Here is a 25,897-nt window from a genome sequence, read left to right as displayed (position 1 = left end):
CCTTGAACAAAAAGAAAGACAAATTCACAAAATTAACGTCTTTTCATTTTACGAACAAAAACATACTAAGATTAGAAGGTAAACTCGTCGACGGATGAGTTTACCTCTAATCTTAGTATGTTTCTTCTATGATTGGACTTTTTCTTCATCCAACATTTTGTTTGCTGTTGCCATCATCAAACGGATTCGGTTCAATTGATTCACTATTGAGACACCTGGATCATAGTCGATTGGCGCAATATTTGCTTTTGGATATTGGCGTCGTAATTCCTTAGTGACCCCTTTACCAACAACATGATTCGGCAAGCAACCAAAGGGCTGCATACAGACAATATTATTCACATCAGATTTCAGCAGTTCAATCATTTCTCCAGTTAAAAACCACCCTTCACCTGTGTGATTTCCGATCGAAAGAATTTTTCCAGCATCTTCTGCCAGTTCATGAATCGAGCTTAACCCTTCAAAGCGTTTTGAATTTCTTAAAGCTTTATCCATCGGTTTTTCAACATATTCGATGATTCGAATTGCAAATTGAGCCAAATTTTTGCTTTGTTTTGACATGCCCATATTGTCATATTTCCAAATTTGATTGTATAAAGAATAGTTCATAAATCCAACAATATCTGGAACAACAGCTTCTGCGCCTTCTGCTTCTAATAAACGGACAATATCATTATTCGCTGTTGGTGAGTATTTGACTAAAATTTCTCCAACGATTCCGACTTTCGGCTTCTTGACTTCATTCAATGGAACATTATCAAATTCTTGGATGATTTTTTTCATATTCCGATTAAATAAAGTCAATGAGCCATTCCGGACATTTTTTTCGATTTTTTTTAACCATTTTTCATGCAGAGCATCGATCATACCAACTTTCGTTTCATAAGGACGAGTTCGATAGACGACCCGTTCGAATAAATCACCATATAAAAAGGCTACTGCTACACGTTTTAACATTGGTAAAGTAAACTTAAACCCTGGATTAGATTCAACGCCTTTATTTCCCATTGAAACAGAGACTACAGGAACTTGGGGGAAGCCAGCATCATTCAATGCTTTTCTAAGGAGCGGAATATAATTTGTCGCACGACAGCCACCGCCTGTTTGTGTCATCATTACACTGACGTGATTTAAATCATATTCTCCACTTTCTAGCGCTTCAACTAATTGTCCAATCGAAATGATTGCTGGATAACAGGCATCATTATTCACATATTTTAACCCAACATTCACCGCTTCACGATCATCAGCAGGCAAACAAACAACATTATAGCCAGAAGCTTGCAATGCAACATCAACTAAACCAGACTGATGAATTGGGCTAAGCATTGGTAACAATAATGTATGGGTCTTTTTCATCTCTTTAGTAAAAATGATCTTCTCTGGTTCTTCATGTTGCAATTTCGGTTCAAAATTCATTTTTTCTCGTTCACCGACTGCTGCTTTTAATGAACGTAGACGAATCCTGATCGCCCCTAAGTTTGATCCTTCATCGATTTTTAAAACGGTATAAATTTTGCCGTATTGATCCATAATTTCTTCTACTTGGTCAGTTGTGACTGCATCTAATCCGCAACCAAAAGAATTTAGCTGAACCAACTCTAGATTTTTCGATTTCGCCACGACGCGAGCCGCTGCATACAAGCGTGAATGATACACCCATTGATTGACAACACGTAAATTACCGACATCACTTAAATGTGAAACACAATCTTCTGTCAATACATGAAAGCCTTCTTGCGTGATCACATCGGCAATCCCATGATTGATTTCAGGATCTAAATGATAGGGACGCCCAGATAGCACGATGCCCTTTTCGCCTTTTTGATTCAGCATTACTAGCGTTTCTTCCCCTTTATTACGGACATCTTTCTTAAAAGCATCTAGCTCTTCATAACCATGACGCAAGGCTTGAGTAATTTGTTCAGTAGAAATGCCTAAATCAGCGAATGTCTCACCCAAAACTTTGGCTACTGAAGCTTCGTTGGCCAAATTGATATACGGATTACGATAATCAACTTTCCCATCACGAATATCATCTACATTATTTCGGATAACATCAGGATAGCTTTGCACGATTGGACAATTAAAATGATTATCTGCTTCTGCTGATTCTTGGCGTTCAAAAACAACGCCAGGATAGAAAATCATTGGAACTTTTGCATCGATCAACGCTTGAATATGTCCATGAGTGATCTTGGCTGGATAACAAGCTGTATCACTAGGAATAGTTTCCATTCCTTGTTCATATAAGTCTTTATTCGAACGTGGGGATAACTCCACACGAAAGCCTAAATCAGTGAAAAATGTGTGCCATAGCGGATAATTTTCATACATGTTTAACACTCTTGGAATTCCGATTCTGCCATTGGGCGCATCTTTTTCTTTTAATGGACGATATTTAAATAGTTTACGATACTTATAATCAACTAAATTGACTCTACGATCTTCTCTTTTCACTTTGATTCTCGCACCGCGCTCACATCGATTACCAGTTACAAATTGGCGCCCATCTGAAAAGATCGTCACGGTCATCATACAATTATTTTCACAAAGACCACAATGCGTAAACTCTTTATCGGCAGTAAATGTATCCAGCTCTTCAAGTCCAAGGATTGTTGTTTCCTGTCCTAACTCATAATTTTCTAGAGCAATCAACGCAGCACCATACGCACCCATCAACCCTGCAATCGATGGACGGACGACTTCTCGTTCACTAATCATTTCAAATGCACGTAAAACTGCTTCGTTATAAAACGTTCCACCTTGGCAAACGATTTTTTTGCCCAGTTCTTCTGGACGACGAACTTTGATTACTTTATATATGGCATTTTTAATCACAGAATAAGACAATCCAGCAGAAATATCTCCGACAGATGCCCCTTCTTTTTGAACCTGTTTGACCTTAGAATTCATGAATACGGTACAACGTGAGCCTAAATCCACAGGTGCCTTAGAGCTTAACGCTTCGATTGCAAAATCTTTGACATCAAAATTCAATGATTTCGCAAACGTTTCGATAAAAGAACCGCAACCTGATGAACAAGCTTCATTTAATTGGATCGAAGACAATACACCGTCTTTGATCGTCATTGCCTTCATATCTTGACCGCCAATATCTAAAATAAAATCAACGCCAGGTTGAAAATGATCTGCCGCTTTGTAATGAGCCATTGTTTCAACTTCACCAATGTCAACTTTTAAGGCATTTTTGATCAAGTGCTCTCCATATCCAGTAACAGCTGATTTTCCAATAAAGACATCTTTTGGCAATTGTTGGTACAAATCTTTCAACACACTCATCGTTGTCTCTAGTGGCTGTCCTTGATTGTTTCCATAAAATGAAAAGAGTAAATTGCCCTCTTCATCGATCAAGGTTACTTTGGTTGTTGTTGAGCCGGCATCGATCCCTAAAAAAGCCACACCATGATGATCCGTTAAGGCTTTTTCTTGCGCTTTTGCTTGGTCATGACGTTTTCTAAATGTATTTAGTTCGGCGTCATCTTGAAATAACGGTTCTAATGTATCTGTTGGTTTTAATTGTTCTGGATCCCCTTTCGTCAAACGATGGATCAAATCTGCTAAAGTTGTTGGAGTTGCACCTTCAGAATAAATCGCCGCTCCCATCGCTACAAATAGTTGTGGATTTTCTGGAAAAATCACATCTTCTGGTTTTACGTCTAAGGTCTCGATAAATCGTTTTCTAAGTTCGGACATAAAAAACAATGGTCCGCCTAAAAAAGCGATTTTTCCTTTTATTTTGCGACCGGCGGCTAAGCCTGCAATCGTCTGGTTCACTACTGCTTGAAATATACTTGCCGAAATATCCTCTTTTGCAGCTCCTTCATTGATCAAAGGTTGAACATCAGTCTTGGCAAAAACACCACATCTCGAAGCAATTGGGTAAATGGTTTGATAGTTTTTAGCTAGCTCATTAACGCCATTGGCATCCGTTTTTAACAAAACGGCCATTTGATCAATAAATGCACCCGTTCCACCAGCACAACTACCGTTCATCCGTTGCTCTAAAGCACCTTCAAAGAAGGTGATTTTTGCATCCTCGCCACCTAATTCAATCGCTACATCCGTCTCTGGTATGATTTCTTCTACTGTTTTTGTACATGCAATGACTTCTTGTACAAACGAAATGTTCAAAACGTCCGCTAATCCCATACCGCCTGATCCTGTGATTGTCATTGTGATTGGTGTAGTTTCACCTAATTCATTCATTGCTTCCTTTAAAACTTTTTCGGTTGCAGCTTTTACGTCTGAATAATGTCGTTCGTATTTTGCGAACTTTGTATGATTCTCTTCGTCAATAATTACTAATTTCACAGTTGTCGAACCAACATCTATTCCTGCTCTGATTGTCATACTTTTTAGCTCCTTATAATCTAGATCCTTTTATTTCACAACACTTTGTTGATTATCCTACAAGGTGTCTGATATAATACTTATGTATATTTTAGAAAGATTCTAAAGTAATTGCAACAAGCAAAACACCCAAATTTGTGAGATAAGCAACAAACTCCCAAAAATTGTTGATTATTTCGAAAGGAATTTTTTATGTCAAAGAAAACAGACCTTCGGGTAAAACGGACACACAAAATGATTATTGAAGCTTTCTTTCTTTTAGTAGAAGAAAAAGGCTATGACTCGATAACAATTCAAGACATTGCGGATGAAGCGATGATTAATCGTGCGACTTTCTATGCCCATTTCAAAGACAAACAAGACCTTTACGAACAGATTTTTGATTTTGCAGTCGATGCCTTTACTTCTGTTATCGATACTGAACAAATCATTGTTAGTAATCGTATCAAAGTGAAACAAATTGAATTTTTACTGACGCATATCTATGTTAATATTCAAAAAAATAAGAATTTCTTTTTAACGATCATGGATGGTAGCTCTAATGAATTATTAAGAAAAAAACTGGCAGATATCATTTATGAAAAGTATGCAGATATTTTTTCAAAATTAAAAATTACAGAGAATGATATTGAAGTTCCTATCGATTTCATTATTGAGTATATGACATCGATCTTTATTGGAACCCTGCATTGGTGGATCACAAGTGACACGGACATGTCTCCTAACCATTTAGCTAGGCTTGTTATTAAACTAGTAGGAAATGGTCACTTGACTGTCCTCGGGCTTGAAATCGATAAATAAGACTCATTTAAAGCAAAATAGTCTGCAACACCTTCTTTTTAGAGGATGTTACAGACTATTTTGCTTTACTAGTGATTTAACGGTTTTTAGCACGCCATTTTTTTGTATGTGCAGTATCTCTTGACGATACTACCTGGATGCCTTTTGCTTGGTTTTTACTTTTCTTTTTAGAAAAAAGATTTACTTTGACATCATATTTACCGTCACGAGCTAAGTCATAGACTTTTTCAGCTGTTTCAGTTATTTTCTCTTTAATGTTCATTCGGTTCACTCCTCATGCTTTTTATTCACTTTATCATATATTTCGAAAAAAGAGAACAAAAGTTATCCTCTTTTTTTCGTCAAAAAAAGAACAACTCTATCTGAGTTGTTCTAAACAAATACTGGGGTAGCTGGATTCGAACCAACGCATGACAGGATCAAAACCTGTTGCCTTACCGCTTGGCTATACCCCAAAGGTTAAAATGGAGGAAAGTGGATTCGAACCACTGAACCCTAAGGAACGGATTTACAGTCCGTCGCGTTTAGCCACTTCGCTATTCCTCCAAAAGGTTTTAGTAAAAAACCTGACTTAGTTATAATACAAAACTTTTGAACAAAATGCAAGCCTTTTTCGAAAAAAAGTTGTTATTTATTTTAGTCGTTTAAATTCCATTGACGGATAATGTATTCGATCGCTTCATCAAGCGTTTTCACAGTCGCTTCATTTCGTCCATCGATCATTACAGCAAATTTTTTAGTGTCTTGTGCTAGGACTTGACCGATTTCTTTTTTACCGATCGTTAAGGTGTTTACTGTGATCGTCGCACCATTCACTTTTTTTTCTGTTTCTTCTATTTTTACTTCTATATCTTTATTTTTCTTTGACATCTTCATCCCTCCAAGAATTATATGGTATCACGTAACGTAAAAAAAAGAAAGCGGCTGGAGCAAAAGCCAAGAACATCGAGTAACGGCTTTTGATCCATCCTTTATTTAAGTGCTAAATAGCTGCTTTCTTTTGACTTCGCTAAGTACGCCGAAAATAATTCCTGCTGCGATCGAAATCAACCCTATCACAATAAACAACCACAAAAAACTCGATAAATAGGTTTGAATAAAGTCATACATCGCCTTTGATTGAATTCCTAATTTTTTTAAAGAACCTTGCAGTAAAATAATTCCAGGAACTACAGCCATCATCAAGCCGCTTCCTACCCATATATATGCCCAATATCTTAATAAACGATGCACATATCCTCTTAACGAAGAGTATAGAGAAAAACTTAGCAACGCCCATAAAACTCCACAGATCACCATAAATAGCACAAGCTTAGATTTATAGTTCATGACTTTTCTTCCATAAGACACTAAAAAAGGTAACTCGATATACCCTTTATAGATTTTTACAGCATTATCTGAAAGACCAGTTACAGCAAGTTCTGATTCAGGTGTTACTTGAATTTGTTTTTCTTTCATGTAATCTGTGATTGCTTTAGAAACAGCCTCATGGATTTTACTCTCATCGGATATCTCATATTTTGTTCCTGTATTATACATTGCTTGAAAATATTTATCTACGTCTATCTTCACTACCTCTTTACTGATTGCTTGATCTAAAACACCTTTTGGAATATTACTTCCTAAGGAGCTATTTTCGATTTGCCGATTGATTTCTTCAGTTAATTCCGTATAATAATCTGCTTTAGCAGCTTGCTTTGCAATGTAGTTTTCACTGAAGAGGGTTAATCTTAATGTTAATAAAATCAGAAATGCAAATAGAAAAACAGAGGATAAAAAAGCAATAAAAAAGCGAGAAGTTACTTTCATTAAATGACCGCGTTTTTTCATCTCAGTGATTCTCCTCCTTTATGATTTCTCGTCGATGATTGGTCCAGAAACATAATCTGCCGAAACAAAAACACGTTCTGGTGTTAAACCAATCGCATCTAGCGGATAACAAGTATAAAGGATCAGTGATCGTTTTGAACGGTCAGCTAGTTTGGTGTTGATCGTTGGATCTTTATAATCAGCAATGTTTACTTCTGTCACTTGATACGTATAATCACCATAGTGAGTGCGGATACTCACTTGGTCTCCTGGTTCTAAGTAATAAATTTTTCCAAAAGAAGGCAAGTTGTGCCCTCCGATCAAGGTCGTCCCTAAATCCCCTGGAATCATGCTACCGATATATTGCCCTGCGCCTAAGCGCAAAATTTCTTCGCTATCCCCGTAATACAATGGTTCATTAATTTTAACTTTGTCGATCACGACTTCGCCAAACTGGTCTCCTCCTACTGGATAAACCATACTTGAAGAGGCTAACTCTCCTTCGTTGGAGACTTCCATTTCAGTTTCAGCTGACTGATTTGTTTCATCAGTTGTCTGATCAGCTGCTTTATCGGTCGTTTGATCTGCTGAGGGTTGCTCTTTTTTCTGGTTTCGTTTTTCAAAAAGGTTTGTGCCTTGCTGATCGAAAACCGGAGCATCATTCAGTGAAATCAATTCAACCGCTGAAGAAGCGAAATTAATGACAGGTGCACCAATTATGTAAATAATGAGATAACCAAAACACATAAAGAAAAGAGGCACATAAACGAATGCCCCTAATCTCTTTAATTGTTTCATGTTATGCTAATTTGTTCTTTCTGCTCACGAATACTGCACCTGCTGCAGCCACGATCAATGAGCCAAAAGTAATTCCGCTTAATGCGTAATTAGATCCTGTATTTTTTACTGGAGTACCAGTACTATATACAGGAGCGCCATTCACATCTGTGATTGTCACTGCAGAGTAGCTTCCGCTACCAAAAGTGATTTTCACGCCAACAGCATTCCCAGCAGCAACTACGTAATTTTGAACTTGAGCAATTACATTAGCCGGCAATAATTTGATTGCACTTGCAAGAGAATTAGCGCTTGAAGTATCAACAGATACACCTGCAACTAAGCTACGTGCTGCTTGAATGTTTTTAACTGCTTCATCTACTTGCGCTTGTGTTAAATCAACTCGCTTCAAGTGATTAGAAGCTGCATTTGTTTCAGCCGCTTCGAAATTGAATTTTTTACCGCCGATAGTCATACCAGCATTCAATTCGTTAAGAATAGACTGTTCTGCAGCTGAGATAGCGCCATCAGCTGAAGCAGTTGTCGCAAAGCTAAGCGTTGCCACAAAAGCAATAATGAATCCGATAACTTTTTTCATTTGTATTCCTCCCATCTTAAATATTTATAATCAATTACAGAATATCTGTAAAAATTATACCAACAATAACCCCTATTGTTTTGAAGATAAATCGAAATCATATCAAAGAGCATAAACACTTCAATTTTCGAACAATGGTTAAACGACGAATTTCTTACGTCACTATATAAAACTATCATACGCTCCTTTAATAGTCAAATTCTTTTTCAGTAAAAAAGGACTAGATAATCGTTGCCATACTTCATCTTTTTATACTTTTTTTGAAATAAACGTTGCTTCAAAAACATCATAACCAGCTTCTTTTAATTTTTTCTCAATTTGGTGCGTTTCTCGGCTTTCAATCTGTAATTCAATAATGGTCTCCAACTCTTTGCGGTTCACGACGACCGTCAAGATACTAAAATCATTGTCGGCTAGCAGTTTTGCAATATCTGCTAAAATCCCCTTATGGTCTTCTGGAATTCGAAGTTGAATCCTAGTACCGCCATCATTATAGCCAGTAATTTTTAAAAACGCATCAAAAATATCATTATTTGTAATAATTCCGACTAATATTTCATTTGCATCAATAACTGGCAATACACCGATATTATTTTGACGCATTTTGAAAATACCATCTTCTAATGAAGCTTCTGGTTGAATAGTTTGAACTTTTTTAACCATAATATCTGCTACTGTCGTTTTATTCAGTAAATAATTAACTTCATAAACACTTAAACTTGTTGCTTTTGATGGCATTGCAGACTGTATCGTGCCTTCTGTGATCAATCCGATTACTTGTTCTCCCTTAACAACAGGCAGACGATGAATATTATTTTTTTTCATCAAATCTACCGCATCGAAAATTTTCATTTCTGGTTGGGCCACGATTAAATTTCTTGTCATAAAATCACTAACGCTCATGCTATTAACCTCCTAGATATGCTTTTTTCACTTCTTCGCTTTCCAGCAATTCTTTGCCTGGACCACTCAACACAACTTCACCGGTTTCTAATACATAACCACGATCTGCAATTGATAAAGCCATTTTTGCATTTTGTTCGATCAATAAAACCGTTGTTCCTTGTTTATTGATTTCTTGGATAATATTGAAAATTTCTTGAATAAAGATTGGCGCAAGTCCCATTGACGGCTCATCTAATAATAGTAATTTTGGTTTAGACATCAGGGCTCGCCCCATTGCTAACATCTGCTGCTCTCCACCAGACAAAGTGGAAGCATCTTGGTTTTTACGTTCCTTCAATATAGGAAATCGATCAAAAATCATATCATAGTCTTTTTTCAATTCGCTATCTTTACGTAAAAATGCCCCCATTTCTAAGTTTTCTTGAACAGTCAATCCTGAAAAAACATGTCGTCCTTCTGGTACTTGGCACAAGCCAGAAGCCACGATTTTTTGAGGGAGCATTTTATGGATTGGTTGACCTTCAAATGTGATGGTTCCATTCGATGGACGATTCAAACCGGAAATCGTCCTTAAAATAGTTGTTTTCCCAGCCCCATTAGCTCCTATCAGAGAAACGATTTCGCCTTTTTCAACGTTAAAGCTGACGTCACGGACTGCTTGGATCACTCCATAGTGAACCGATAAATTTTCGATAGTTAACATTATAGCTCACCTCCAAGATAAGCTTCAATCACACGTGGATCATTCTTGATTGCTTCTGGTTTACCTTCTGCGATGATTCTGCCGTACTCTAAAACATAAATTCTTTGACAAACCTCCATGACCAAACTCATATCATGCTCGATCAAAACGATCGTGATTTGGAATTCTTTTTGAATTTTTCTAATCAGCTCCGTTAAATCAGCTGTCTCTTGTGGATTCATCCCAGCAGCCGGTTCATCTAAAAACAAGACTTTTGGTTGTGTCGCTAGTGCCCGCACGATTTCTAAACGTCTTTGTTCCCCGTATGGAAGATTCTTCGCTAACGTCTGAACCTTCTCTTCTAAACCGAAAATAGCTAGAAGCTCTAAGACTTTTTGTTCCATTGCTTCTTCTTTTTTATAAAAAGTCGGCAAACGTAAAATACTAGAAATAATCCCTTCTTTATTTTTACTATTCATTGCGATCAATACATTGTCCATAACAGTCAGGTCTTTGAACAGTCGGATATTTTGAAAGGTTCTACTTAATCCCATATCTGCGATTTTATACGGCTTCATTCCATTTAATTCCTGCTCTTTGCCTAAAACATTCAATGTAACCGTTCCTTCACTAGGTTCATAAACGCCTGTCAAAAGGTTAAACAACGTCGTTTTCCCAGCCCCATTAGGACCAATTAAGCCGATCAATTCGTTTGTTTCTAGAGATAGATTAACATTGGAAACTGCAGCCAGTCCGCCAAAGTTTTTGGTTAAATTACTAACGTTCAATAGAGGCATTCGATTTGTCCTCCTTCTTCTTGAATAGTTTTTTTACAGAGAATTCCCAAGTTCCTAACAAGCCGCCTGGTTTGAAGATCATGATAATGATCAACGCTAAGGCATAGATGATCATTCTCAGCGCACCAGCATCTTGCAAGAACATATTTAAAATTCCCAGTACAATAGCGGAGATAAAGGTTCCTGTAACACTACCGATACCACCGAACACAACGATGATCAAAATATCGATTGATTTCATAAAGCCAAAATCTTTTGGTGCAATTGTTTGAACATAGCTTGCATAAATTGCTCCAGCAACACTTGCTGTAATAGCGCCGATAATGAATGCCGCCACTTTATATTTAGTTGTATTCACACCCATAGATTCAGCCGCAATTTCATCTTCTCTGATCGCCATTGTCGCACGACCTGGCCCACTATGAATAAAATTAACAATGATCAGCGTCACGATCACAACAAAGCCAAAAACCATTGACCAATTGACCATTGGAGGAATACCAAAAATTCCAGCTGGTCCATTGGTTAAATCACCCATGTTGATGATGATAATTCGAATTATCTCAGAAATCCCTAGAGTTGCAATCGCTAAGTAATCTCCTTTTAATCTCAAAGTAGGAATCCCCACTAATAAAGCAACGATCCCAGATAACACGATCCCTAATAGAATCCCGCTGAAAAAGCCACCCATCGTCGGGTATTTAACAGACATAATCGCCGCACTATACGCCCCAATCGCCATAAATCCTGCATGACCTAAAGAAAATTGACCAGAAAAACCAATAATCAAATTTAAGCCTAACGCCAACATAATGTTGATGCCGATCGTAATCAATGTATATTCAGTAAACGGCGTGATCACACCTGTGACATACAAAACATAAATAAAAGCATAAGCTAATGCAGCAATTAAAAGCCAAACGAAATTATATTTTAAATTCTTTTTCATGCCTTGCACCTACACTTTCTCTTTAATGTTTTTGCCGAGAATTCCGGCAGGACGAATCAATAAAATAATAATCAATAATGCATACACAACCGCATCTTTATAATCTGAAAAACCGAGTGCTATCGTGATTGTTTCTAATAGTCCAATTACAAAGCCACCTAACGCAGCCCCTGGAATAATACCAATACCGCCTAAAACTGCCGCAACAAATGATTTCAACCCAGGAACCACACCCATCATCGGATCGATCGAGTTATAGTAAAGTCCTATCAACATCCCTGCAGCCGCAGCCAAAGCTGAACCTAAAGCAAAGGTAAACGAAATCGTCCGATTGACATTGATCCCCATCAATTGAGCAGCATCTGCATCCACTGAAACAGCGCGCATTGCTTTTCCCATTTTGGTCTTTTTAACAATCAATTGCAGTGCGATCATCAATATGAGTGAAATAACTAAAATAAGTACTTGAATATTTGAAATTTGAATAAAGCCTAGTTGATAGTTTTTGAATTCAATCGCTTGTGGGAAAGATTTTTTTTCTGGCCCAAACAAGTAGATCATACCATTTTGTAATAAGAACGAAACACCGATTGCTGTAATCAACGCTGCAATTCTAGTCGATTTTCTCAATGGACGATAAGCTAAAAATTCGATTACCACACCAATCACCGCAGCACCTGCCATTGATAAAATCAGTGCTGGGAAAAAGCCTAAATTTAATTTGTTGATAAAGAAATACCCCATAAATCCGCCTAACATATAAATTTCTCCATGGGCAAAGTTGATCAATTTAATAATTCCATAAACCATGGTATAGCCTAACGCTAATAATGCGTAGATACTACCTAGAAAAAGCCCATTTACGAGTTGTTGGATCACTACTTCCATGTTTATCACTTCCAATATTTTAGAATAATTTCTGTTTTTTTAAAGAAAAAAGAGGTTGGACAAAACGTAAAGACTTGTCTCCCCCTCTTTAAAGCTTCATCTTGTTCATGATCGATGTTAAGGATTTACAGCATCGGCTGATGTTTCTTTGCCTTCTGTCAAGCCTAATACAACTGCTGATTTTTCAGGATTATGATCTTTATCCATCGTCATTTTTCCAGTTACACCAACAAAGTCTTTTAATGAGGCTAGGCCTTCTGTGATGTCTTTTGAATCGGCAGAATCTTTATCTTCTATTGCTTGTTTTAGCATGTAAACAGAATCATAACCTAATGCATTGAAGGCAGATGGCTGTTTGTTGTACTCTTTCTTAAATGCTTCTACAAATGGTTTAACCTTATCTGTAGCGGGTGCTTTTTCTGAGAAGTGACCTGTGTAATAGACTTCAGAAACATTTTTAGCACCAGCAATTTCAACTAATTTTTCATCACCGAATCCATCAGCTCCAAGGATTGGTTTGTCGATGCCCATTTCACGTGCTTGTTTGATGATCAATCCTGCTTCTGCGTAGTAACCTGGAATATAGATCGCATCGTAATCAAGGTCTTTGATTTTTGTTAAAATCGCTTGGAAATCTTTATCGCCTGCTGTGAAGGTTTCTTCTTTCACAATATTGCCTTTATAGGTTTCTTTAAAGGATTTAGTCAGTCCGATCGCATAATCACTAGAATTATCTCCAATGATCACAACATTTTTAGCTTTTAAATTATCTTGTGCAAAGTTTGCTAGGATAACACCTTGGAACGTATCTTGGAAGCACGCTCTAAAAATGTATTCTTGCACTTTGTCATTTACAACTGTGATACTGTCATCTGTTCCAGAAGGTGTAATGGCTGGAACGGCTGCTTTTGTCATATTTGGAATCGTCGCTTTCGTCGCACCAGATGTTGCTGGTCCAACGACTGCAACAACTTTATCTTTCGCAGTTAGATTGGCAGCAACAGAAGTTGCTTCACCATTTTCAGATTTGTTGTCTTTTTCGATCAATTCTAATTTTTTACCAAGAACACCACCCGCTTCATTGATTTCTTCAACGGCTAATTTGATTCCTTCTTTTTCAGCATTCCCATATGCTGAAACATCCCCAGAAAGCTCCATGTTCATCCCGATTTTGATTGTGTCACCTTCAACCTTATTCCCACCACCACTTGCGCCTCCGCCAGCAGTTGGACCACATGCTGCTAATAGAAATAGACTAGCAAATAAAAAACTAAATTTTTTCATCTTGTTTCCTCCTTGAGTTGTATATTGAATGTCTTGTTTACTTCTAACAGAAAAATAGGTGAACATGACTTGCGTTTGTACACTTGAGTTATTTTTCTAAAAAGCTTACTTTGAAGCAAGCAAATTCTCTTTGCATATATAATTATTAAAGAAGTATGTATACAAATATAATCAAAAACCAATGAAATGTCAATGAATTTTCAGAAAATTTCTATAATTCAAATTATTGAACTTACTTTTACCTATTTTACTATGTGATCTCTCAATAGTATTTAGTTTTTTTTACTTTGGAAAAGAAACTCAATAAAGGATCAACTGGCCTGTCATTTTCTGTCATACTAACACTGATAGAAGTGACTTTCAGGTTGATCCCTTTTATTTTCGTTCTGTTTGAAGAAACGATGCAAATCTAATTTTTTGATTTAAAATCATTTACTGTCTTTTCGTTACATGCGTTGATGGTTTCCTATTGAATAATACTAACCAGAGACCGTAGTATTTCAACTCCCTGTTCATTTAGAACTGCTACTTCTACTTTATTTGTTAGAGAGAGAATACCAACTCCTAACAGTTTGAATGTACCATCTTCTGCAATTTTTACTGTTTCTTGACGTCTTCGATTGACATACAAACGAACACTACTTGCTGGTTTACCAGTCACTTTTCCTGTTACGTACGGCGTGTCTAGCTTGTAGGTATCTACTGTCATTTCTACCTTAGCAGGTTGAACTGTGACGTTTTGACGTGTGATTTCTGTACTGTAACGATAGCCTACAACTTCAACTTTATCACTCTCTTGTTCAATTCGCCCTTCTACCTCGAATGCAAATTGACGATTAGAGGTTAATAATTTTCGCTCAATTTCTTTTCCGTTGATGACCAATGCGACATGTGTATGGAAATAATCAGTCTTGCCTGAAACGACTGTGTCTTCTGATAAAACATAGTCATTCACGGTCAACTCATAGGTAATTTCTTCCACCTTGACCATGCCGCGATCGATTTCTGCATTTTTGCTATCCAAAATAACAATTTTTACTTTATCTGTTGTCTTTGTAATTGTTTCTTCTGTATCTAGTTCAAAAATTCCGTCACTAAAGATCTCTGTCGTGGAAATCAACTGATCATTGACCCATAGTTGGACATTTTTAGGACTTAATGCTGGGTCGAGTTCCCCCGTAATAAAGTCATCTAGCCCAAGGTAAAAGGGATCTAAAATCAATGAACTATCTGCTGTAACATTTACAGTAGTTGTTGCTTTAAAACTACCTTCTTCTGTTCGTGCGGTAATTTCTGTTATGCCTGATTTTAATCCTGTTACAACCCCTTCCTGTGAGACAGAAGCAATAGAAGCATCAACAATAGAATACGTAACTTTTTTATTCGTTGCATTTTCTGGAAGGACTTTTGCTTGTAATTGACTTTCTTCAGAAATGGTTAGGTTTAAAACTGAAGGTGTTAACTCGATTCCAGTTACCTCAAAACCTGTTTTCATTTCGCGGATGTATTTTCCAGGTTTCGTTCCATCGTAATTTGCCATAAATCTTGAACTGTTTTCATAACTATTCTCAGCTTCAGTAGAATCTAAGAGCCATCTTCCAGTATATGGCTCTACTTTTTTCCTTGGTAAATTAGTTGAGGTTGTAGGTTTAAAATTTGGACCTAGAATCAATACATCTAACGAATCTGCTCTATAAAAAATACTATCTATTGCTGTGACATTACTCGTATCCCAATTACTTATGTTCAACTCATAAAGGTTAGGTGTGTATGCAAACATGTTCGTCATAGTTGTCGTTTTGATCGTATTCCAAGTACTCAAATCTAATTTGGTCAAATTCGCTGCTTGACTAAACATGTATCCCATGTTTAGTACATTACTTGTGTCCCAATTGATCACATTTAAGCCTGATATACCACTTGACTGAAACATATTATACATATACCGAACATTACTTACATTCCACTTACTGATATCTAAGTCCGTTAACTTTGAAGTCCCATAAAACATAAAAGACATACTCGTTACATTTTCTGTATTCCAACCAGATATGTCCAACGTTTTCAAGCTTGAAGCATTAGAAAACATTGAAGACATGCTCGTCACTTTTCCTGTAACCAATTCTGACATATCCAATTCTGTTAAGCTTGACGCACCTGAAAACATTGAAGACATGTTCGTCACTTTTTCTGTGACCCATTCTGACATATCCAATCCCGTTAAGCTTGACGCACCTGAAAACATTGAACTCATTGTCGTCACATTTCTTGTATCCCAGCCACTTACATCTACATTTACCAGTTTTGAACTATTATAAAACATGGACTCCATAGTCGTCACTTTACTTGTATTCCAATTAGTTGTATTTAAGCTCGTTAAGCTTTGCGCATTAGAAAACATTGACGACATGTCTGTCACATTAATCGTATCCCATTCACTTACGTCTATATCCGTCAGATTTGAAGTAGAATAAAACATGTTATTCATTCTAGTTACTTTACTTGTATTCCATTGGTCTAGATCTAATTTTGATAGATTAGCAGCCCTAAAAAACATGCCACCCATATCCCTCACATTAATCGTATCCCATTTACTCACATCTATATTTGTCAGATTTGAAGTAGAATAAAACATGTAACTCATATCCGTCACCTTACTTGTATTCCAATTACTTACATCTACATCTGTTAGTTTTGAATTATAATAAAACATTCTACTCATATCCGTCACGCCACTTGTATTCCAATGACTTACGTCTACATCTGTTAGTTTTGAACTATTATAAAACATGTTACTCATATCCGTCACGCCACTTGTATCAATAAAATCTCCTCCTTCTATTGTTTCTAAATTCTGTAAAGATCTAAACATGGAATCCATAGAGGTACTAGCTACAACTGGTTCAGTGAATTTTATGCATTTGATTTCAGCTCTATTTAAAATACTAAGATTTTCTATTCTAATTCTAATATTAGTTGAGGGATCAGTATCTGGAAGTTCCCCACCTCCAAAGGTAAGTGTCTGGCTCTCTGCATCCCATTCCCAAGGCACTGTACCAAAAGTCACAAATTATCATTCTATTAAAAATAAAAAAACAGTAAAACCTATTTGGTTTTACTGCATTTGATCTATTTCAAAGTTTCTTCGTTTCATTTTAGTGCAATGTTCGATTTTTAATTTCAGTGCAAAACATCTGGCTGTTTCAATCGACCCTTATGCATTTTTTTAATCGTTAAAAAATTAGCGGCCGCTCCAATTAAATTCGCATCATTTTCATATTGACAGGTTACGATTTGCGGAATAAAATCATTCAATTCAAAATGTGTCAGTTTTTCTTTCATGCGACGATTGATTTCAGCTAATAAGCCTTTTTTAGCCGAAACACCGCCACCTAAAACGATCATCTCTGGATCTAATGAAAATTGAATACTGAATAATCCTTGTGTTAAATACTCATAAAAATTATTGACCTCTTCTATCGCCACTTCATCACCTGATTCTGCAAAAGCAAACACCTCTTCCCCAGAGAAAGTCTCCTTCTCCACCCCTTTACGTTCGCAATAACGCCAAGCCATTTGAACAGCAGTCCCGAGTTTACTAAAGGTCTCTCCACCACTTAGATACATCAAACCAAATTCTCCGCCATAAAGATGAGCACCTTTCACAATTTCCCCATTGTGGAAAATGGCACCGCCGATACCTGTTCCAATCACAACAAATGCAACTTCTTGTTTGCCTTTAGCAGCACCTGCATAAATTTCTGCCAGCCCTGCACAATTGGCATCGTTTTCGATTGATATTGGTCGTTTAAATAGCTCTTCTAATTCGTGGAAAATATTGAATCCATGAATATACGGAATCGCTGAAATTCCGTTGATCATTTGTTTTTGCACGTCAACAACGCCCGGTGCACTCAACGCTACACCTTCTATTTCTTTATCTGCTTCATTGAACACCGCCAATAATGACGCTTTCATTTCTTCCCATGTTTTCGGTGTTTTGAAACTTCCTTTATCCATCATCTCTTGACCGTTCCAAACTCCGTGTTTTACTGCTGATCCGCCAAGATCAAATGCTAAGATTGCCATGCTATTTGCCTACCTTCATCTATTTTTTAGGTTTATTTCTTCTATAGTTATAAGGACCATGATATTCTTGATCCGGATTTCTTTTTAAACTAAACTTCAAGGGCACATAATCGATTCCCCCCTTGGTTAGCGGATGACAGCGTAGAAATCTCGCTGTTCCCATGGTGATTCCTTTGAGGCTACCATGTGTTTGAATCGCATCGATCATATATTGAGAACATGTTGGATGATAACGACAACTAGCTGGCAGCCCAGGTGAAATAAAGCGTTGGTAAAAACGGACCGTCCCTATAAAAATATTTTTTGCCATTTCTTCCCTCTTTTCTCTATCCGAAAAAACTATACCTTGTTTTGTAATTGAATGCAAGTTTACGAACGGAAACGAGAAGTATTTTTATAGAAAATCTTAATAGTTGAAAAAGAAAACTATTCAAAATTCTGAAAGGATGCTAAACTAGAGAAAAGAAGTTATCCTATGACTTTTACTTACTTTAAAACGAAACGGAGCAAACGAACTATGGGCTTAAAATTTGAACGTACGAATGACTTAGATAAATTATTTGATTCTTTTGCAGTTGATCCTAAAAAAGTTGAAATGCCAAAAGAAGAACTGGAAAAGCAAGCTCTTAAAGCTGAAGAAGAAAAGAAAAAAAACAGTAAAAAATAAGGTTGTGACAAAAGTCGTTTAGGCTTGAGCAATTGGATTAAAAACCACACAATGCATAAAGCGCATTGTGTGGTTTTTAGTCCATTGCCGTAGAGTCTGACTTTTTCACACCGTTTATTCGGCTTCACAGTGATAGTACTAAACCGCAAAGAGTTTTGTCTACGCTATTTTTATTAAAGATATTTTTCAATTGCTTGCCACGCTTCTTCTTTTCCTTCTTTGGTTTGGGAAGAGAATAGGATAAAATCATCAGATTTATCGAAGTTCAACGCTTTTTTAATGATACTTTCGTGTTTGTTCCATTTGCCACGAGGAATTTTATCTTTTTTTGTTGCTACAACAATCACAGGAATGTCGTAATATTTTAAAAACTCATACATCTGGATATCTTCTTGTGTTGGTGCATGCCGCAAATCAACTAAGGAAACAACCGCTTTTAATTGTTCTCTTGTCGTCATATAAGTTTCGATCATTTCGCCCCATTTTGCCCGCTCCGTCTTAGAAACTTTGGCATAACCATAGCCTGGAACATCGACGAAATGCAAGGCATCTTCGATTAGATAAAAGTTCAAGGTTTGAGTCTTTCCAGGTTTACCAGATGTTCTAGCCAGATTTTTGCGATTGATCAATGTATTGATAAATGATGATTTACCAACATTTGATCGGCCTGCTAACGCAATTTCAGGTAGCTCTGTTTCTGGATATTGTTTAGGCGAAACTGCACTAATGATGATCTCTGCATTATGAACATTCATAATGTAACCTCCTTCGTTTAAAAGCGGAACAAGCTGTTTAGCTCTGACTGGAAAATAGGACAAAGGTGCTTTTTACCTTATTTCTATTTTATCTTTTTTCCGAAGACCTTCAATCTTTAGAGCTTTAGCTCTTAGGAATTGTTGAAATCGAAGCAAAGCGTAGAGCTGGCTTGTACAGCTAGATAATTTTAAAAGCTGAATGAGCTCGTGAAGCTAGATAAGGTTATTCCATAAAAATCAGTAAAAAAGTAGAGACGAATCTCTACTTTTTAATCTTTTGAAATTACCCAGCTTTTTTATCTTTTTTATTGTACACAATCGCTGGTTTACCTGTGCCTTCAACAGCCATTTCTGTGATGATCACTTTTTCGATCGTGTCGTCTGATGGAACATCGAACATCACGTCCATCATGATTTCTTCAATGATTGAACGAAGTCCACGAGCACCTGTATTGCGTTCGATCGCTTTATTCGCAATAGCTCGAAGTGCCTCATCTTCAAACTCTAATTCAGTATCATCTAAAGACAATAATTTTTGATATTGTTTCACTAACGCATTTTTTGGTTCAGTCAAAATTCGCACTAAATCATCCGTCGTTAGCTTTTCTAGTGCTGCTGTTACCGGTAAGCGTCCGATAAATTCAGGAATCAAACCGAATTTCAATAGATCTTCCGGAATGATTTGCTGCATCACACTTTCGTCTTCATTCAATTTGCTATTTTTGGTACCAAAACCGATTGTTTTTTCGCCTAGGCGATTTTTAACCATGTTTTCAATACCATCGAATGCGCCACCAACGATAAATAATACATTGGTTGTATCGATTTGGATAAATTCTTGATGAGGATGTTTGCGTCCGCCTTGCGGTGGCACGCTGGCAACTGTTCCTTCCAAGATTTTAAGTAAAGCTTGCTGAACGCCTTCACCAGATACATCTCTTGTGATCGATACATTTTCACTTTTACGAGCGATTTTGTCGATTTCATCGATATAGATAATGCCTTTTTCAGCGCGTTCCACATTAAAATCAGCAGATTGTAATAATTTTAAGAGAATATTCTCTACATCTTCTCCCACATAGCCTGCTTCAGTTAAACTAGTCGCATCTGCAATGGCAAATGGTACATTCAATGTTCTAGCCAAAGTTTGGGCTAAAAAGGTTTTCCCAGAACCTGTTGGGCCAATTAAACAAATATTGCTCTTTTGTAATTCTACATCTTCAGAGCTTGAATTTTCTGATTGATTTACACGTTTATAGTGATTATAGACAGCCACCGCTAGTGAGCGCTTTGCCTGATCTTGTCCAATTACATATTCGTTTAAGACATCCAATATTTCTTGAGGTTTTGGGACATCCGTTAATTCACGTACGGCTTCGTCGTAAAATTCTTCATCAATAATCTCTTTACATAAGTCGATACATTCATTACAAATATAGACACCCGGTCCGGCAACGATTTTTTTCACTTCTTCTTGTGTTTTACCACAAAATGAACAGCGAACTGCACCATTGTTGCTATTTGTATTATCGTACATGCGTGTCACCCCTCTAAAATTAAAAATGACTGTCGTTACAGTCTTAAGATATAATAGCATAAATCAAGTGAAAATGCGAACATTGGATTTGTAAAGATTTACTAAATAAAGGAATTCTTATGGTATACTAAAAGAGTCAAATCAATTGCTGATTTTAATCAATATTCAGTAAAAAATGGAGGGAATTTCATGCTGGAACAAATGTTATTAGGAACTTATACACGTAGAGAAAGTAAAGGGATTTATCAGATAACGCTGGATACAGAAAAAGAAACACTTTCAGACGCAACGTTATTAGTAGAAGAAACTAGCCCAACCTACTTAGCTCTAAATCAAGAAGGGGACTTGTTTAACGTCACTTCTGTTGATGGTGAAGGTGGCATGGCGGCTTATAAACACCATGATGGACACTTCGATCTATTAAATAAAGTCACTGAAGCTGGCGCTCCTCCATGTTATGTAGCGCTTGATGAAGAAAAACAACTAGTTTTCGGTGCCAATTACCACCAAGGAATCGTTCATGTTTATCGTATTTTAGCTGATGGACAGTTAGAACATACGGATAAAATCATACATGATGAGCCAACTGGCCCTCACGAAAACCAAGATAATGCCCATGTACACTATACAGACTTAACGCCTGATCGTCGTTTAGTTGTCTGTGACCTTGGAACAGATCGTGTTTATACGTATGACGTTAGTGCAGAAGGCAAATTATCTGAAGTTGCTCAATATGTAGCAGAACCTGGAACAGGTCCTCGTCACTTAGTCTTCCATCCAAATAATCAATATGCTTATTTGTTTGGTGAATTAGACAGTACCGTAACCGTTTTAGCTTACAATGCAGCAGATGGTTCATTTGAACAAGTTCAAAAAGTATCGACTTTACCTGATGGATTTAACGAATTCAATGGTGGTGCAGCAATTCGAATTTCAGCTGATGGACGATTTGTTTATGCATCAAATCGTGGACATGATTCAATTGCGGTTTATGCGACTGCTAAAGACGGTAGTAACATAGAACGTATCCAATTAATTTCTACTGAAGGTGAAATCCCTAGAGATTTTGATTTGGATCCTTCTGGAAAATTTGTGGTTGCAGCGAATCAAAATACAGATAACTTAACCCTATATCGTCGTGACGAAGCAACTGGTCTTTTAGAAATGATCCAAAAAGATGTTTATGCACCAGAATGTGTCTGTGTTTATTTTAAATAAACTCACACCCTGATTACGAATAAATGCTGAGAGTAGAAGTGCTCTAGAAAAATACAAGCGAAAAAAAGACTACCTCCTACTAAAACGATAGTTAGTCAAATTTGATCCAGAACGCTCTAACAACTAGATGTTAGAGCGTTCTTTTTATTTTATAACAACTTTTCTCTATTATTGTTGACCAAACTCTTCCCTTCAACCAAACTAATTGACGAGAAAGTGACCGCTCATCTTGCTTTATAGGAACTTAATCCATTTGCTTTAGACTCTTGAGTTAACCAATTTGCTAGGTAATCTTGCTCAGATCTGGTTAGATTTATTTGTGGTATACACATCGCGCGACCTCGATCATCATGAAGGAAAAAATAGTCCTCTGTGTTTTCCACGGCCACTAGACTGTTGCGTCTGAAAAGTTGATTTTCTTCATTGATAAGAAAAGAGAATCCTTCTTCCGAACAGTTAAATTCGCAAGCATTCATTCCTTCTGGATTTTCTTTTAATTGATACGTTAAAATATGTTTTTTTAGCTGTGGTTCAATACGTACCCAAATCCAATTAGGCAGAAATTTTTTGTAGCCAATAACAAATAAGAGAATCATTGGAATCATTACGATAAAAAGAACAGTTGATGCTAAATAAGATAATAAAACAAATAGTGAAATCCCAAGTAGATAATATAATAGTGTAAAATTTTTTTTAATTGCTTGATAGGACTTATTTTCTCCACTGAAAAAAGCAAATTTCTCAATTGCTAAATAATCTGTTAGTGTTAAATTGAAAGTTAGGTTCATTTTTGACTCCTTTATTTTTAAATTACTATTTTACTATTGATCGTACCAACATTTTTATTACAAAATATTTAATATTCCACACCTATATTTGAAATTTTGGACTCATTTAAAAGCATTCTGCTCTATGAGTCATCGCCTTCATATGTCTATTCTGTTAGTTAGAGATAAAATAGCCTAACTGTTCATCGTATTCTTCAACATTTCATTAGTCTAAAAAACATCTTCTTCACTAAATTCATGAAATTTTATTGTTCAATTTCTTATAAACATTTCCCCAATCAGATACTGCTCTTCTTGAGTTAGCAAACTATCACTATAATCAATTACTCTCAACTCATTATTGGATGCCTATACTCAATTTTGTCATGACTCCTTTTTGAATCTTAGGTGGAGCAGGCATATCCGTTTTATAATCTAAAAAAGTCCCTGATTCAATTTTATATCTTCATTTTTTACTATTAGCCTTCATTCACCCATATCGCCAAATTTTATATACCAAAATGAACAAGTAACATTTCTCTCTCTAACGCTTCTCTACATAAATTTTCTAAATTACTAAGTTTTGACAATAGAACTTGCTTTTCTACCTTTTCTTTGTAAAATACTCCATCTTCCGCAATAAACTCAGTTGAAAGCTCAAATTTTTCTGGTGAATTATTAAATACTTGTTGCCAAGAAACTATCAGTTGTAATAGTTTTTTCGTCCCTTCTTCATTAAACAACGTCGTGCCTTAGTAATTGATTCCCATTTTTTTTGTTCTAAATTTTCCCAATAGCTAGGTATCCACATTAATGTGTCCATAGTGTAAATAATGAAATAATTGATCCATCTGGAGCTAAATCAATGTATCGACCATTTTTTCTAAATCGCTTTACGTCTGGAGTATGTCTTGCAACATTGGATGGCTTAACTCCCTTTTTTACAGTTTTAGCAAATTCTTCTGCTTTTCTCATATATTCCTCAATGGAAGCCGCCCAAACTTCGTCACCATGTTTGTCAAAGTGTTTGCGAATGTTTGCTTGTGTAGAATTAGTATTACCTTTCCCCCACTCTCCATTTTTATTAGTATATGATCTATCTTCAAAATGATACCCATCTAGCAAACTGCCAAAAGCATTCACAATCGTTCCTGATCCATGAGCCATCGCTGCTATTCCACTTGCTGTTGCTGCTAGGCTCAATGCTAAAGTCGCTCCACCTGTAAATGGTGCTCCCGCAAATGAAAAGCCATTTCCCCCAACGAGTCATGAGAAACCACCTAAAAATTCCGCTCCACCACCAACTATTGAAGCCAGATCACCAATAAATCGACCTCATGCATATGGCTTCGTTCCAACCGCATTTGGGTCTAACGTTCTCTCACCCATTAGTCCTGCTAAGCCAAAATTTTCATAAATTTTATCAGCTAAACCAACTCCTAATGCTTTAAGCCCATTCCAGTTATTTGTCGCGATAGCTTCTTGCACCATTAATGTCATTTTAGAATCAAACGTACCATCGACATAAACACCCGTTACATTCCCATGTTCATCAAAAGTATACGTAATATCTTGATTTTCTAAACGATAAGCTTCTACTTTCGCATCAATCTTCTTCTGGCGCTGATCCCAAGCTTTACCAATCGGCTTCGTCCAAGCCAAACTTATCCTAGACAAATCAAAGGTCCCCGAAGCTGGATTCCACGCTGCACCTTTTTCTACTTCGGCTAATCCTGCATCTAAACTAGCCAATTGTGCTTCAAATTCTGAAAATAAATTTGGTGAACTGGCATTAAAATCATACAGATTCTGCAGCTTTTCCTCATTCTTTTGAATCGAGCTTTGTACACCCATATAGCGTTGTTCCATGCGTTGGTTTGGTTCCTTTTCTTTGTCCATTGTCTGTGCCATATTTTGGAGTAAGACTTTTCCTTGAGCGATTTCTGCTTTTATTTGTTCTTCGATTACGTCACAGGTATCCACTGATGATTGAAATTCTTCGGGAAATTTACTATGCGCTTCTACTAAGGCTTCACATGCCAGTATAAATCCACTTGCCAACGATGGGTAGACCGCTGAGAAATAAAGTTTCGCTGAGTCGTATGTTTTACTGGAAAGCGGCGCATTCATAAAGGCATTCACACTATCTTTCAGCGTACTGCAAAACTGAATATATTCGTGGGCCATTTGTTTGGCAGCGGCGCTTTGCGCTTTGACTTCGCCTACATAAAAATCAATAGCCATAACGGTTCTCCTCCGCTTCCTCTCTATCAGAAAATAACTGTACTCTCTCAGTATACAGTGCCTCTTCTTTATCTCTCAACTGCACCTCTTCATTTACTAAACGCTCTGCTATATCTTCTAACCGTTGGCGTTCATATTGGTGTAAACGATTGGCTTCGTCATCTAACTCCATAAAGTGATTCGTATAACGTGATCCTTGATTATTACCGATCAACTCTTGGTAATAGCGTTGTTCTTGTTGATGAATCGAAAAATAATTCGCTTCCAAATCTTCCAATTCTCTAATTTCACGTCGTTTATCTTCTTGCTCTATATTTATTTGTCTTATCTGTTGGTTGATTTTCAGTTCTTTTCCTTCATTCATGAACGACTCCCACCTCCAAAGCTTGAAGAAAGTAATGGTAAATCGAAACTTTTTTTGATTTTCTGATCAATTATGCTAAATTCTTTTGCGACTGAATGAATGTTATTTCCATCACGAGCAATCGCATTTGACAGACGCTGCCCGCGACGATGCATACTCGCTAAACTATTTTTGGCATGATTATTTCCACTGACCGTGGTACGTTCTGCTTTACTTGATGCTTCATTCACGGATGAAAAGCCACTAGCCGCTTGACTGAACTGTTCTGACACGCTTCCTGCCACAGTAAGGCTGCTTTTGATTCCTGACATTTTACTGACCCCTTTGTCTGATTGTAAGCTTCTTTGTTCAAACTCCTTAATTTTCATTTTGCCATATTTACATGCCTTAT

The 25,897-nt window shown here is 36.8% G+C and carries 26 protein-coding genes and 2 tRNA genes; 3 read left to right on the top strand and 25 right to left on the bottom strand.

From position 1 onward, the window contains the following. Positions 1 to 126 precede the first annotated feature (126 nt). The gene (locus tag IGJ50_RS12455; protein WP_429950688.1) at positions 127 to 4,374 is read right to left on the bottom strand and encodes an acyl-CoA dehydratase activase-related protein; all 4,248 of its coding nucleotides are present in this window, start codon (positions 4,372 to 4,374) and stop codon (positions 127 to 129) included. Between the two features lie 192 nt (positions 4,375 to 4,566). Here IGJ50_RS12455 and IGJ50_RS12450 point away from each other — a divergent pair, with 192 nt between their 5' ends. Next, positions 4,567 to 5,175, top strand: a complete 609-nt coding sequence (locus IGJ50_RS12450) for a TetR/AcrR family transcriptional regulator (protein WP_069638765.1) — start codon at positions 4,567 to 4,569, stop codon at positions 5,173 to 5,175. A 76-nt stretch (positions 5,176 to 5,251) separates the two neighbouring features. On the opposite strand, the gene IGJ50_RS12445 is transcribed toward IGJ50_RS12450, so the two are convergent. From IGJ50_RS12445 to yidD, 16 genes are all read right to left on the bottom strand, one after another. Further along, on the bottom strand, positions 5,252 to 5,437 hold the full coding sequence (locus tag IGJ50_RS12445) for a hypothetical protein (RefSeq protein ID WP_069638766.1): 186 nt from the start codon (positions 5,435 to 5,437) through the stop codon (positions 5,252 to 5,254). Between the two features lie 121 nt (positions 5,438 to 5,558). Then, a tRNA-Gln gene (locus IGJ50_RS12440) sits at positions 5,559 to 5,630 on the bottom strand. A 10-nt stretch (positions 5,631 to 5,640) separates the two neighbouring features. Beyond that, positions 5,641 to 5,721 (bottom strand) — tRNA-Tyr (locus tag IGJ50_RS12435). Positions 5,722 to 5,811: 90 nt separating this feature from the next. After that, on the bottom strand, positions 5,812 to 6,045 hold the full coding sequence (locus IGJ50_RS12430) for a DUF2969 domain-containing protein (RefSeq protein ID WP_069638767.1): 234 nt from the start codon (positions 6,043 to 6,045) through the stop codon (positions 5,812 to 5,814). A gap of 105 nt (positions 6,046 to 6,150) precedes the next feature. Next, positions 6,151 to 7,005: a hypothetical protein gene (locus tag IGJ50_RS12425; RefSeq protein WP_429950685.1), complete on the bottom strand. Its 855-nt coding sequence runs from the start codon at positions 7,003 to 7,005 to the stop codon at positions 6,151 to 6,153. An 18-nt stretch (positions 7,006 to 7,023) separates the two neighbouring features. Next, positions 7,024 to 7,782, bottom strand: coding sequence for a class D sortase (locus IGJ50_RS12420; protein ID WP_069638769.1), 759 nt, complete (start codon positions 7,780 to 7,782; stop codon positions 7,024 to 7,026). A gap of 1 nt (position 7,783) precedes the next feature. Continuing rightward, entirely contained in the window at positions 7,784 to 8,359 is a 576-nt protein-coding gene (locus IGJ50_RS12415; protein WP_429950683.1) for a hypothetical protein, read from the bottom strand. Positions 8,360 to 8,608: 249 nt separating this feature from the next. Continuing rightward, positions 8,609 to 9,262 carry a CBS domain-containing protein gene (locus IGJ50_RS12410; protein WP_069638771.1) on the bottom strand — a complete coding sequence of 218 codons (654 nt, stop codon included), beginning with the start codon at positions 9,260 to 9,262 and terminating at the stop codon, positions 8,609 to 8,611. A gap of 4 nt (positions 9,263 to 9,266) precedes the next feature. After that, positions 9,267 to 9,968: an ABC transporter ATP-binding protein gene (locus IGJ50_RS12405; RefSeq protein WP_069638772.1), complete on the bottom strand. Its 702-nt coding sequence runs from the start codon at positions 9,966 to 9,968 to the stop codon at positions 9,267 to 9,269. Beyond that, entirely contained in the window at positions 9,968 to 10,744 is a 777-nt protein-coding gene (locus tag IGJ50_RS12400; RefSeq protein WP_069638773.1) for an ABC transporter ATP-binding protein, read from the bottom strand. The genes IGJ50_RS12405 and IGJ50_RS12400 overlap by 1 nt, the downstream gene beginning before the upstream one ends. Next, entirely contained in the window at positions 10,725 to 11,693 is a 969-nt protein-coding gene (locus IGJ50_RS12395; protein WP_069638834.1) for a branched-chain amino acid ABC transporter permease, read from the bottom strand. Before IGJ50_RS12395 ends, IGJ50_RS12400 begins: the two co-directional genes overlap by 20 nt. 9 nt (positions 11,694 to 11,702) lie before the next feature. Beyond that, complete coding sequence (locus IGJ50_RS12390; RefSeq protein WP_207120723.1) at positions 11,703 to 12,581, bottom strand: branched-chain amino acid ABC transporter permease; 879 nt, start codon at positions 12,579 to 12,581, stop codon at positions 11,703 to 11,705. Between the two features lie 117 nt (positions 12,582 to 12,698). Next, complete coding sequence (locus tag IGJ50_RS12385; protein ID WP_069638775.1) at positions 12,699 to 13,865, bottom strand: ABC transporter substrate-binding protein; 1,167 nt, start codon at positions 13,863 to 13,865, stop codon at positions 12,699 to 12,701. Positions 13,866 to 14,331: 466 nt separating this feature from the next. After that, positions 14,332 to 16,932 (bottom strand): BspA family leucine-rich repeat surface protein, encoded by a 2,601-nt coding sequence (locus IGJ50_RS12380; protein WP_429950679.1) that lies wholly within the window; start codon positions 16,930 to 16,932, stop codon positions 14,332 to 14,334. Positions 16,933 to 17,045: 113 nt separating this feature from the next. After that, the gene (locus IGJ50_RS12375; protein ID WP_429950677.1) at positions 17,046 to 17,954 is read right to left on the bottom strand and encodes an ROK family protein; all 909 of its coding nucleotides are present in this window, start codon (positions 17,952 to 17,954) and stop codon (positions 17,046 to 17,048) included. Positions 17,955 to 17,973: 19 nt separating this feature from the next. After that, the gene (gene yidD, locus IGJ50_RS12370; protein WP_069638779.1) at positions 17,974 to 18,264 is read right to left on the bottom strand and encodes a membrane protein insertion efficiency factor YidD; all 291 of its coding nucleotides are present in this window, start codon (positions 18,262 to 18,264) and stop codon (positions 17,974 to 17,976) included. 207 nt (positions 18,265 to 18,471) lie between these two features. Here yidD and IGJ50_RS12365 point away from each other — a divergent pair, with 207 nt between their 5' ends. Then, the gene (locus IGJ50_RS12365; protein ID WP_167351658.1) at positions 18,472 to 18,621 is read left to right on the top strand and encodes an SPJ_0845 family protein; all 150 of its coding nucleotides are present in this window, start codon (positions 18,472 to 18,474) and stop codon (positions 18,619 to 18,621) included. A gap of 173 nt (positions 18,622 to 18,794) precedes the next feature. On the opposite strand, the gene yihA is transcribed toward IGJ50_RS12365, so the two are convergent. Further along, complete coding sequence (yihA, locus tag IGJ50_RS12360; RefSeq protein WP_069638780.1) at positions 18,795 to 19,376, bottom strand: ribosome biogenesis GTP-binding protein YihA/YsxC; 582 nt, start codon at positions 19,374 to 19,376, stop codon at positions 18,795 to 18,797. A gap of 283 nt (positions 19,377 to 19,659) precedes the next feature. Then, positions 19,660 to 20,913 (bottom strand): ATP-dependent Clp protease ATP-binding subunit ClpX, encoded by a 1,254-nt coding sequence (gene clpX / locus IGJ50_RS12355; RefSeq protein WP_069638781.1) that lies wholly within the window; start codon positions 20,911 to 20,913, stop codon positions 19,660 to 19,662. A 189-nt stretch (positions 20,914 to 21,102) separates the two neighbouring features. Here clpX and IGJ50_RS12350 point away from each other — a divergent pair, with 189 nt between their 5' ends. Next, the gene (locus IGJ50_RS12350; RefSeq protein WP_429950674.1) at positions 21,103 to 22,131 is read left to right on the top strand and encodes a lactonase family protein; all 1,029 of its coding nucleotides are present in this window, start codon (positions 21,103 to 21,105) and stop codon (positions 22,129 to 22,131) included. Positions 22,132 to 22,355: 224 nt separating this feature from the next. On the opposite strand, the gene IGJ50_RS12345 is transcribed toward IGJ50_RS12350, so the two are convergent. The 6 genes from IGJ50_RS12345 to IGJ50_RS12320 form a co-directional block, all read right to left on the bottom strand. Further along, positions 22,356 to 22,919, bottom strand: coding sequence for a hypothetical protein (locus IGJ50_RS12345; protein ID WP_069638783.1), 564 nt, complete (start codon positions 22,917 to 22,919; stop codon positions 22,356 to 22,358). Positions 22,920 to 23,407: 488 nt separating this feature from the next. Further along, positions 23,408 to 23,641 carry a hypothetical protein gene (locus IGJ50_RS12340; protein ID WP_429950672.1) on the bottom strand — a complete coding sequence of 78 codons (234 nt, stop codon included), beginning with the start codon at positions 23,639 to 23,641 and terminating at the stop codon, positions 23,408 to 23,410. 67 nt (positions 23,642 to 23,708) lie between these two features. Further along, the gene (locus IGJ50_RS12335) at positions 23,709 to 24,101 is read right to left on the bottom strand and encodes a hypothetical protein (protein ID WP_429950670.1); all 393 of its coding nucleotides are present in this window, start codon (positions 24,099 to 24,101) and stop codon (positions 23,709 to 23,711) included. Positions 24,102 to 24,233: 132 nt separating this feature from the next. Further along, on the bottom strand, positions 24,234 to 25,142 hold the full coding sequence (locus IGJ50_RS12330) for a hypothetical protein (protein WP_429950668.1): 909 nt from the start codon (positions 25,140 to 25,142) through the stop codon (positions 24,234 to 24,236). Further along, a complete protein-coding gene (locus IGJ50_RS12325; protein WP_207120714.1) occupies positions 25,132 to 25,506 on the bottom strand; it encodes a DUF3958 family protein in 375 nt (124 codons plus the stop codon). Before IGJ50_RS12325 ends, IGJ50_RS12330 begins: the two co-directional genes overlap by 11 nt. Beyond that, entirely contained in the window at positions 25,503 to 25,817 is a 315-nt protein-coding gene (locus IGJ50_RS12320) for a TIGR04197 family type VII secretion effector (protein ID WP_429950666.1), read from the bottom strand. The genes IGJ50_RS12325 and IGJ50_RS12320 overlap by 4 nt, the downstream gene beginning before the upstream one ends. Between the last annotated feature and the right edge of the window lie 80 nt (positions 25,818 to 25,897).

Source organism: Enterococcus sp. AZ101 (genome assembly GCF_050499005.1).
GTDB classification, from domain to species: Bacteria; Bacillota; Bacilli; order Lactobacillales; family Enterococcaceae; genus Enterococcus_L; species Enterococcus_L ureilyticus.
The sequence above is the reverse complement of the archived record's forward strand: the minus strand, read 5'-3'. Positions and strand labels throughout refer to the sequence as shown.

Excerpts from the sequence above, each read along its gene's own strand:
- IGJ50_RS12455 (WP_429950688.1), bottom strand. The coding sequence starts at position 4,374 with ATGACAATCAGAGCAGGAATAGATGTTGGTTCGACAACTGTGAAATTA.
- IGJ50_RS12450 (WP_069638765.1), top strand. The coding sequence starts at position 4,567 with ATGTCAAAGAAAACAGACCTTCGGGTAAAACGGACACACAAAATGATT.
- IGJ50_RS12445 (WP_069638766.1), bottom strand. The coding sequence starts at position 5,437 with ATGAACATTAAAGAGAAAATAACTGAAACAGCTGAAAAAGTCTATGAC.
- IGJ50_RS12430 (WP_069638767.1), bottom strand. The coding sequence starts at position 6,045 with ATGTCAAAGAAAAATAAAGATATAGAAGTAAAAATAGAAGAAACAGAA.
- IGJ50_RS12425 (WP_429950685.1), bottom strand. The coding sequence starts at position 7,005 with ATGAAAAAACGCGGTCATTTAATGAAAGTAACTTCTCGCTTTTTTATT.
- IGJ50_RS12420 (WP_069638769.1), bottom strand. The coding sequence starts at position 7,782 with ATGAAACAATTAAAGAGATTAGGGGCATTCGTTTATGTGCCTCTTTTC.
- IGJ50_RS12415 (WP_429950683.1), bottom strand. The coding sequence starts at position 8,359 with ATGAAAAAAGTTATCGGATTCATTATTGCTTTTGTGGCAACGCTTAGC.
- IGJ50_RS12410 (WP_069638771.1), bottom strand. The coding sequence starts at position 9,262 with ATGAGCGTTAGTGATTTTATGACAAGAAATTTAATCGTGGCCCAACCA.
- IGJ50_RS12405 (WP_069638772.1), bottom strand. The coding sequence starts at position 9,968 with ATGTTAACTATCGAAAATTTATCGGTTCACTATGGAGTGATCCAAGCA.
- IGJ50_RS12400 (WP_069638773.1), bottom strand. The coding sequence starts at position 10,744 with ATGCCTCTATTGAACGTTAGTAATTTAACCAAAAACTTTGGCGGACTG.
- IGJ50_RS12395 (WP_069638834.1), bottom strand. The coding sequence starts at position 11,693 with ATGAAAAAGAATTTAAAATATAATTTCGTTTGGCTTTTAATTGCTGCA.
- IGJ50_RS12390 (WP_207120723.1), bottom strand. The coding sequence starts at position 12,581 with ATGGAAGTAGTGATCCAACAACTCGTAAATGGGCTTTTTCTAGGTAGT.
- IGJ50_RS12385 (WP_069638775.1), bottom strand. The coding sequence starts at position 13,865 with ATGAAAAAATTTAGTTTTTTATTTGCTAGTCTATTTCTATTAGCAGCA.
- IGJ50_RS12375 (WP_429950677.1), bottom strand. The coding sequence starts at position 17,954 with ATGGCAATCTTAGCATTTGATCTTGGCGGATCAGCAGTAAAACACGGA.
- yidD (WP_069638779.1), bottom strand. The coding sequence starts at position 18,264 with ATGGCAAAAAATATTTTTATAGGGACGGTCCGTTTTTACCAACGCTTT.
- IGJ50_RS12365 (WP_167351658.1), top strand. The coding sequence starts at position 18,472 with ATGGGCTTAAAATTTGAACGTACGAATGACTTAGATAAATTATTTGAT.
- yihA (WP_069638780.1), bottom strand. The coding sequence starts at position 19,376 with ATGAATGTTCATAATGCAGAGATCATCATTAGTGCAGTTTCGCCTAAA.
- clpX (WP_069638781.1), bottom strand. The coding sequence starts at position 20,913 with ATGTACGATAATACAAATAGCAACAATGGTGCAGTTCGCTGTTCATTT.
- IGJ50_RS12350 (WP_429950674.1), top strand. The coding sequence starts at position 21,103 with ATGCTGGAACAAATGTTATTAGGAACTTATACACGTAGAGAAAGTAAA.
- IGJ50_RS12345 (WP_069638783.1), bottom strand. The coding sequence starts at position 22,919 with ATGAACCTAACTTTCAATTTAACACTAACAGATTATTTAGCAATTGAG.
- IGJ50_RS12330 (WP_429950668.1), bottom strand. The coding sequence starts at position 25,142 with ATGGCTATTGATTTTTATGTAGGCGAAGTCAAAGCGCAAAGCGCCGCT.
- IGJ50_RS12325 (WP_207120714.1), bottom strand. The coding sequence starts at position 25,506 with ATGAATGAAGGAAAAGAACTGAAAATCAACCAACAGATAAGACAAATA.
- IGJ50_RS12320 (WP_429950666.1), bottom strand. The coding sequence starts at position 25,817 with ATGTCAGGAATCAAAAGCAGCCTTACTGTGGCAGGAAGCGTGTCAGAA.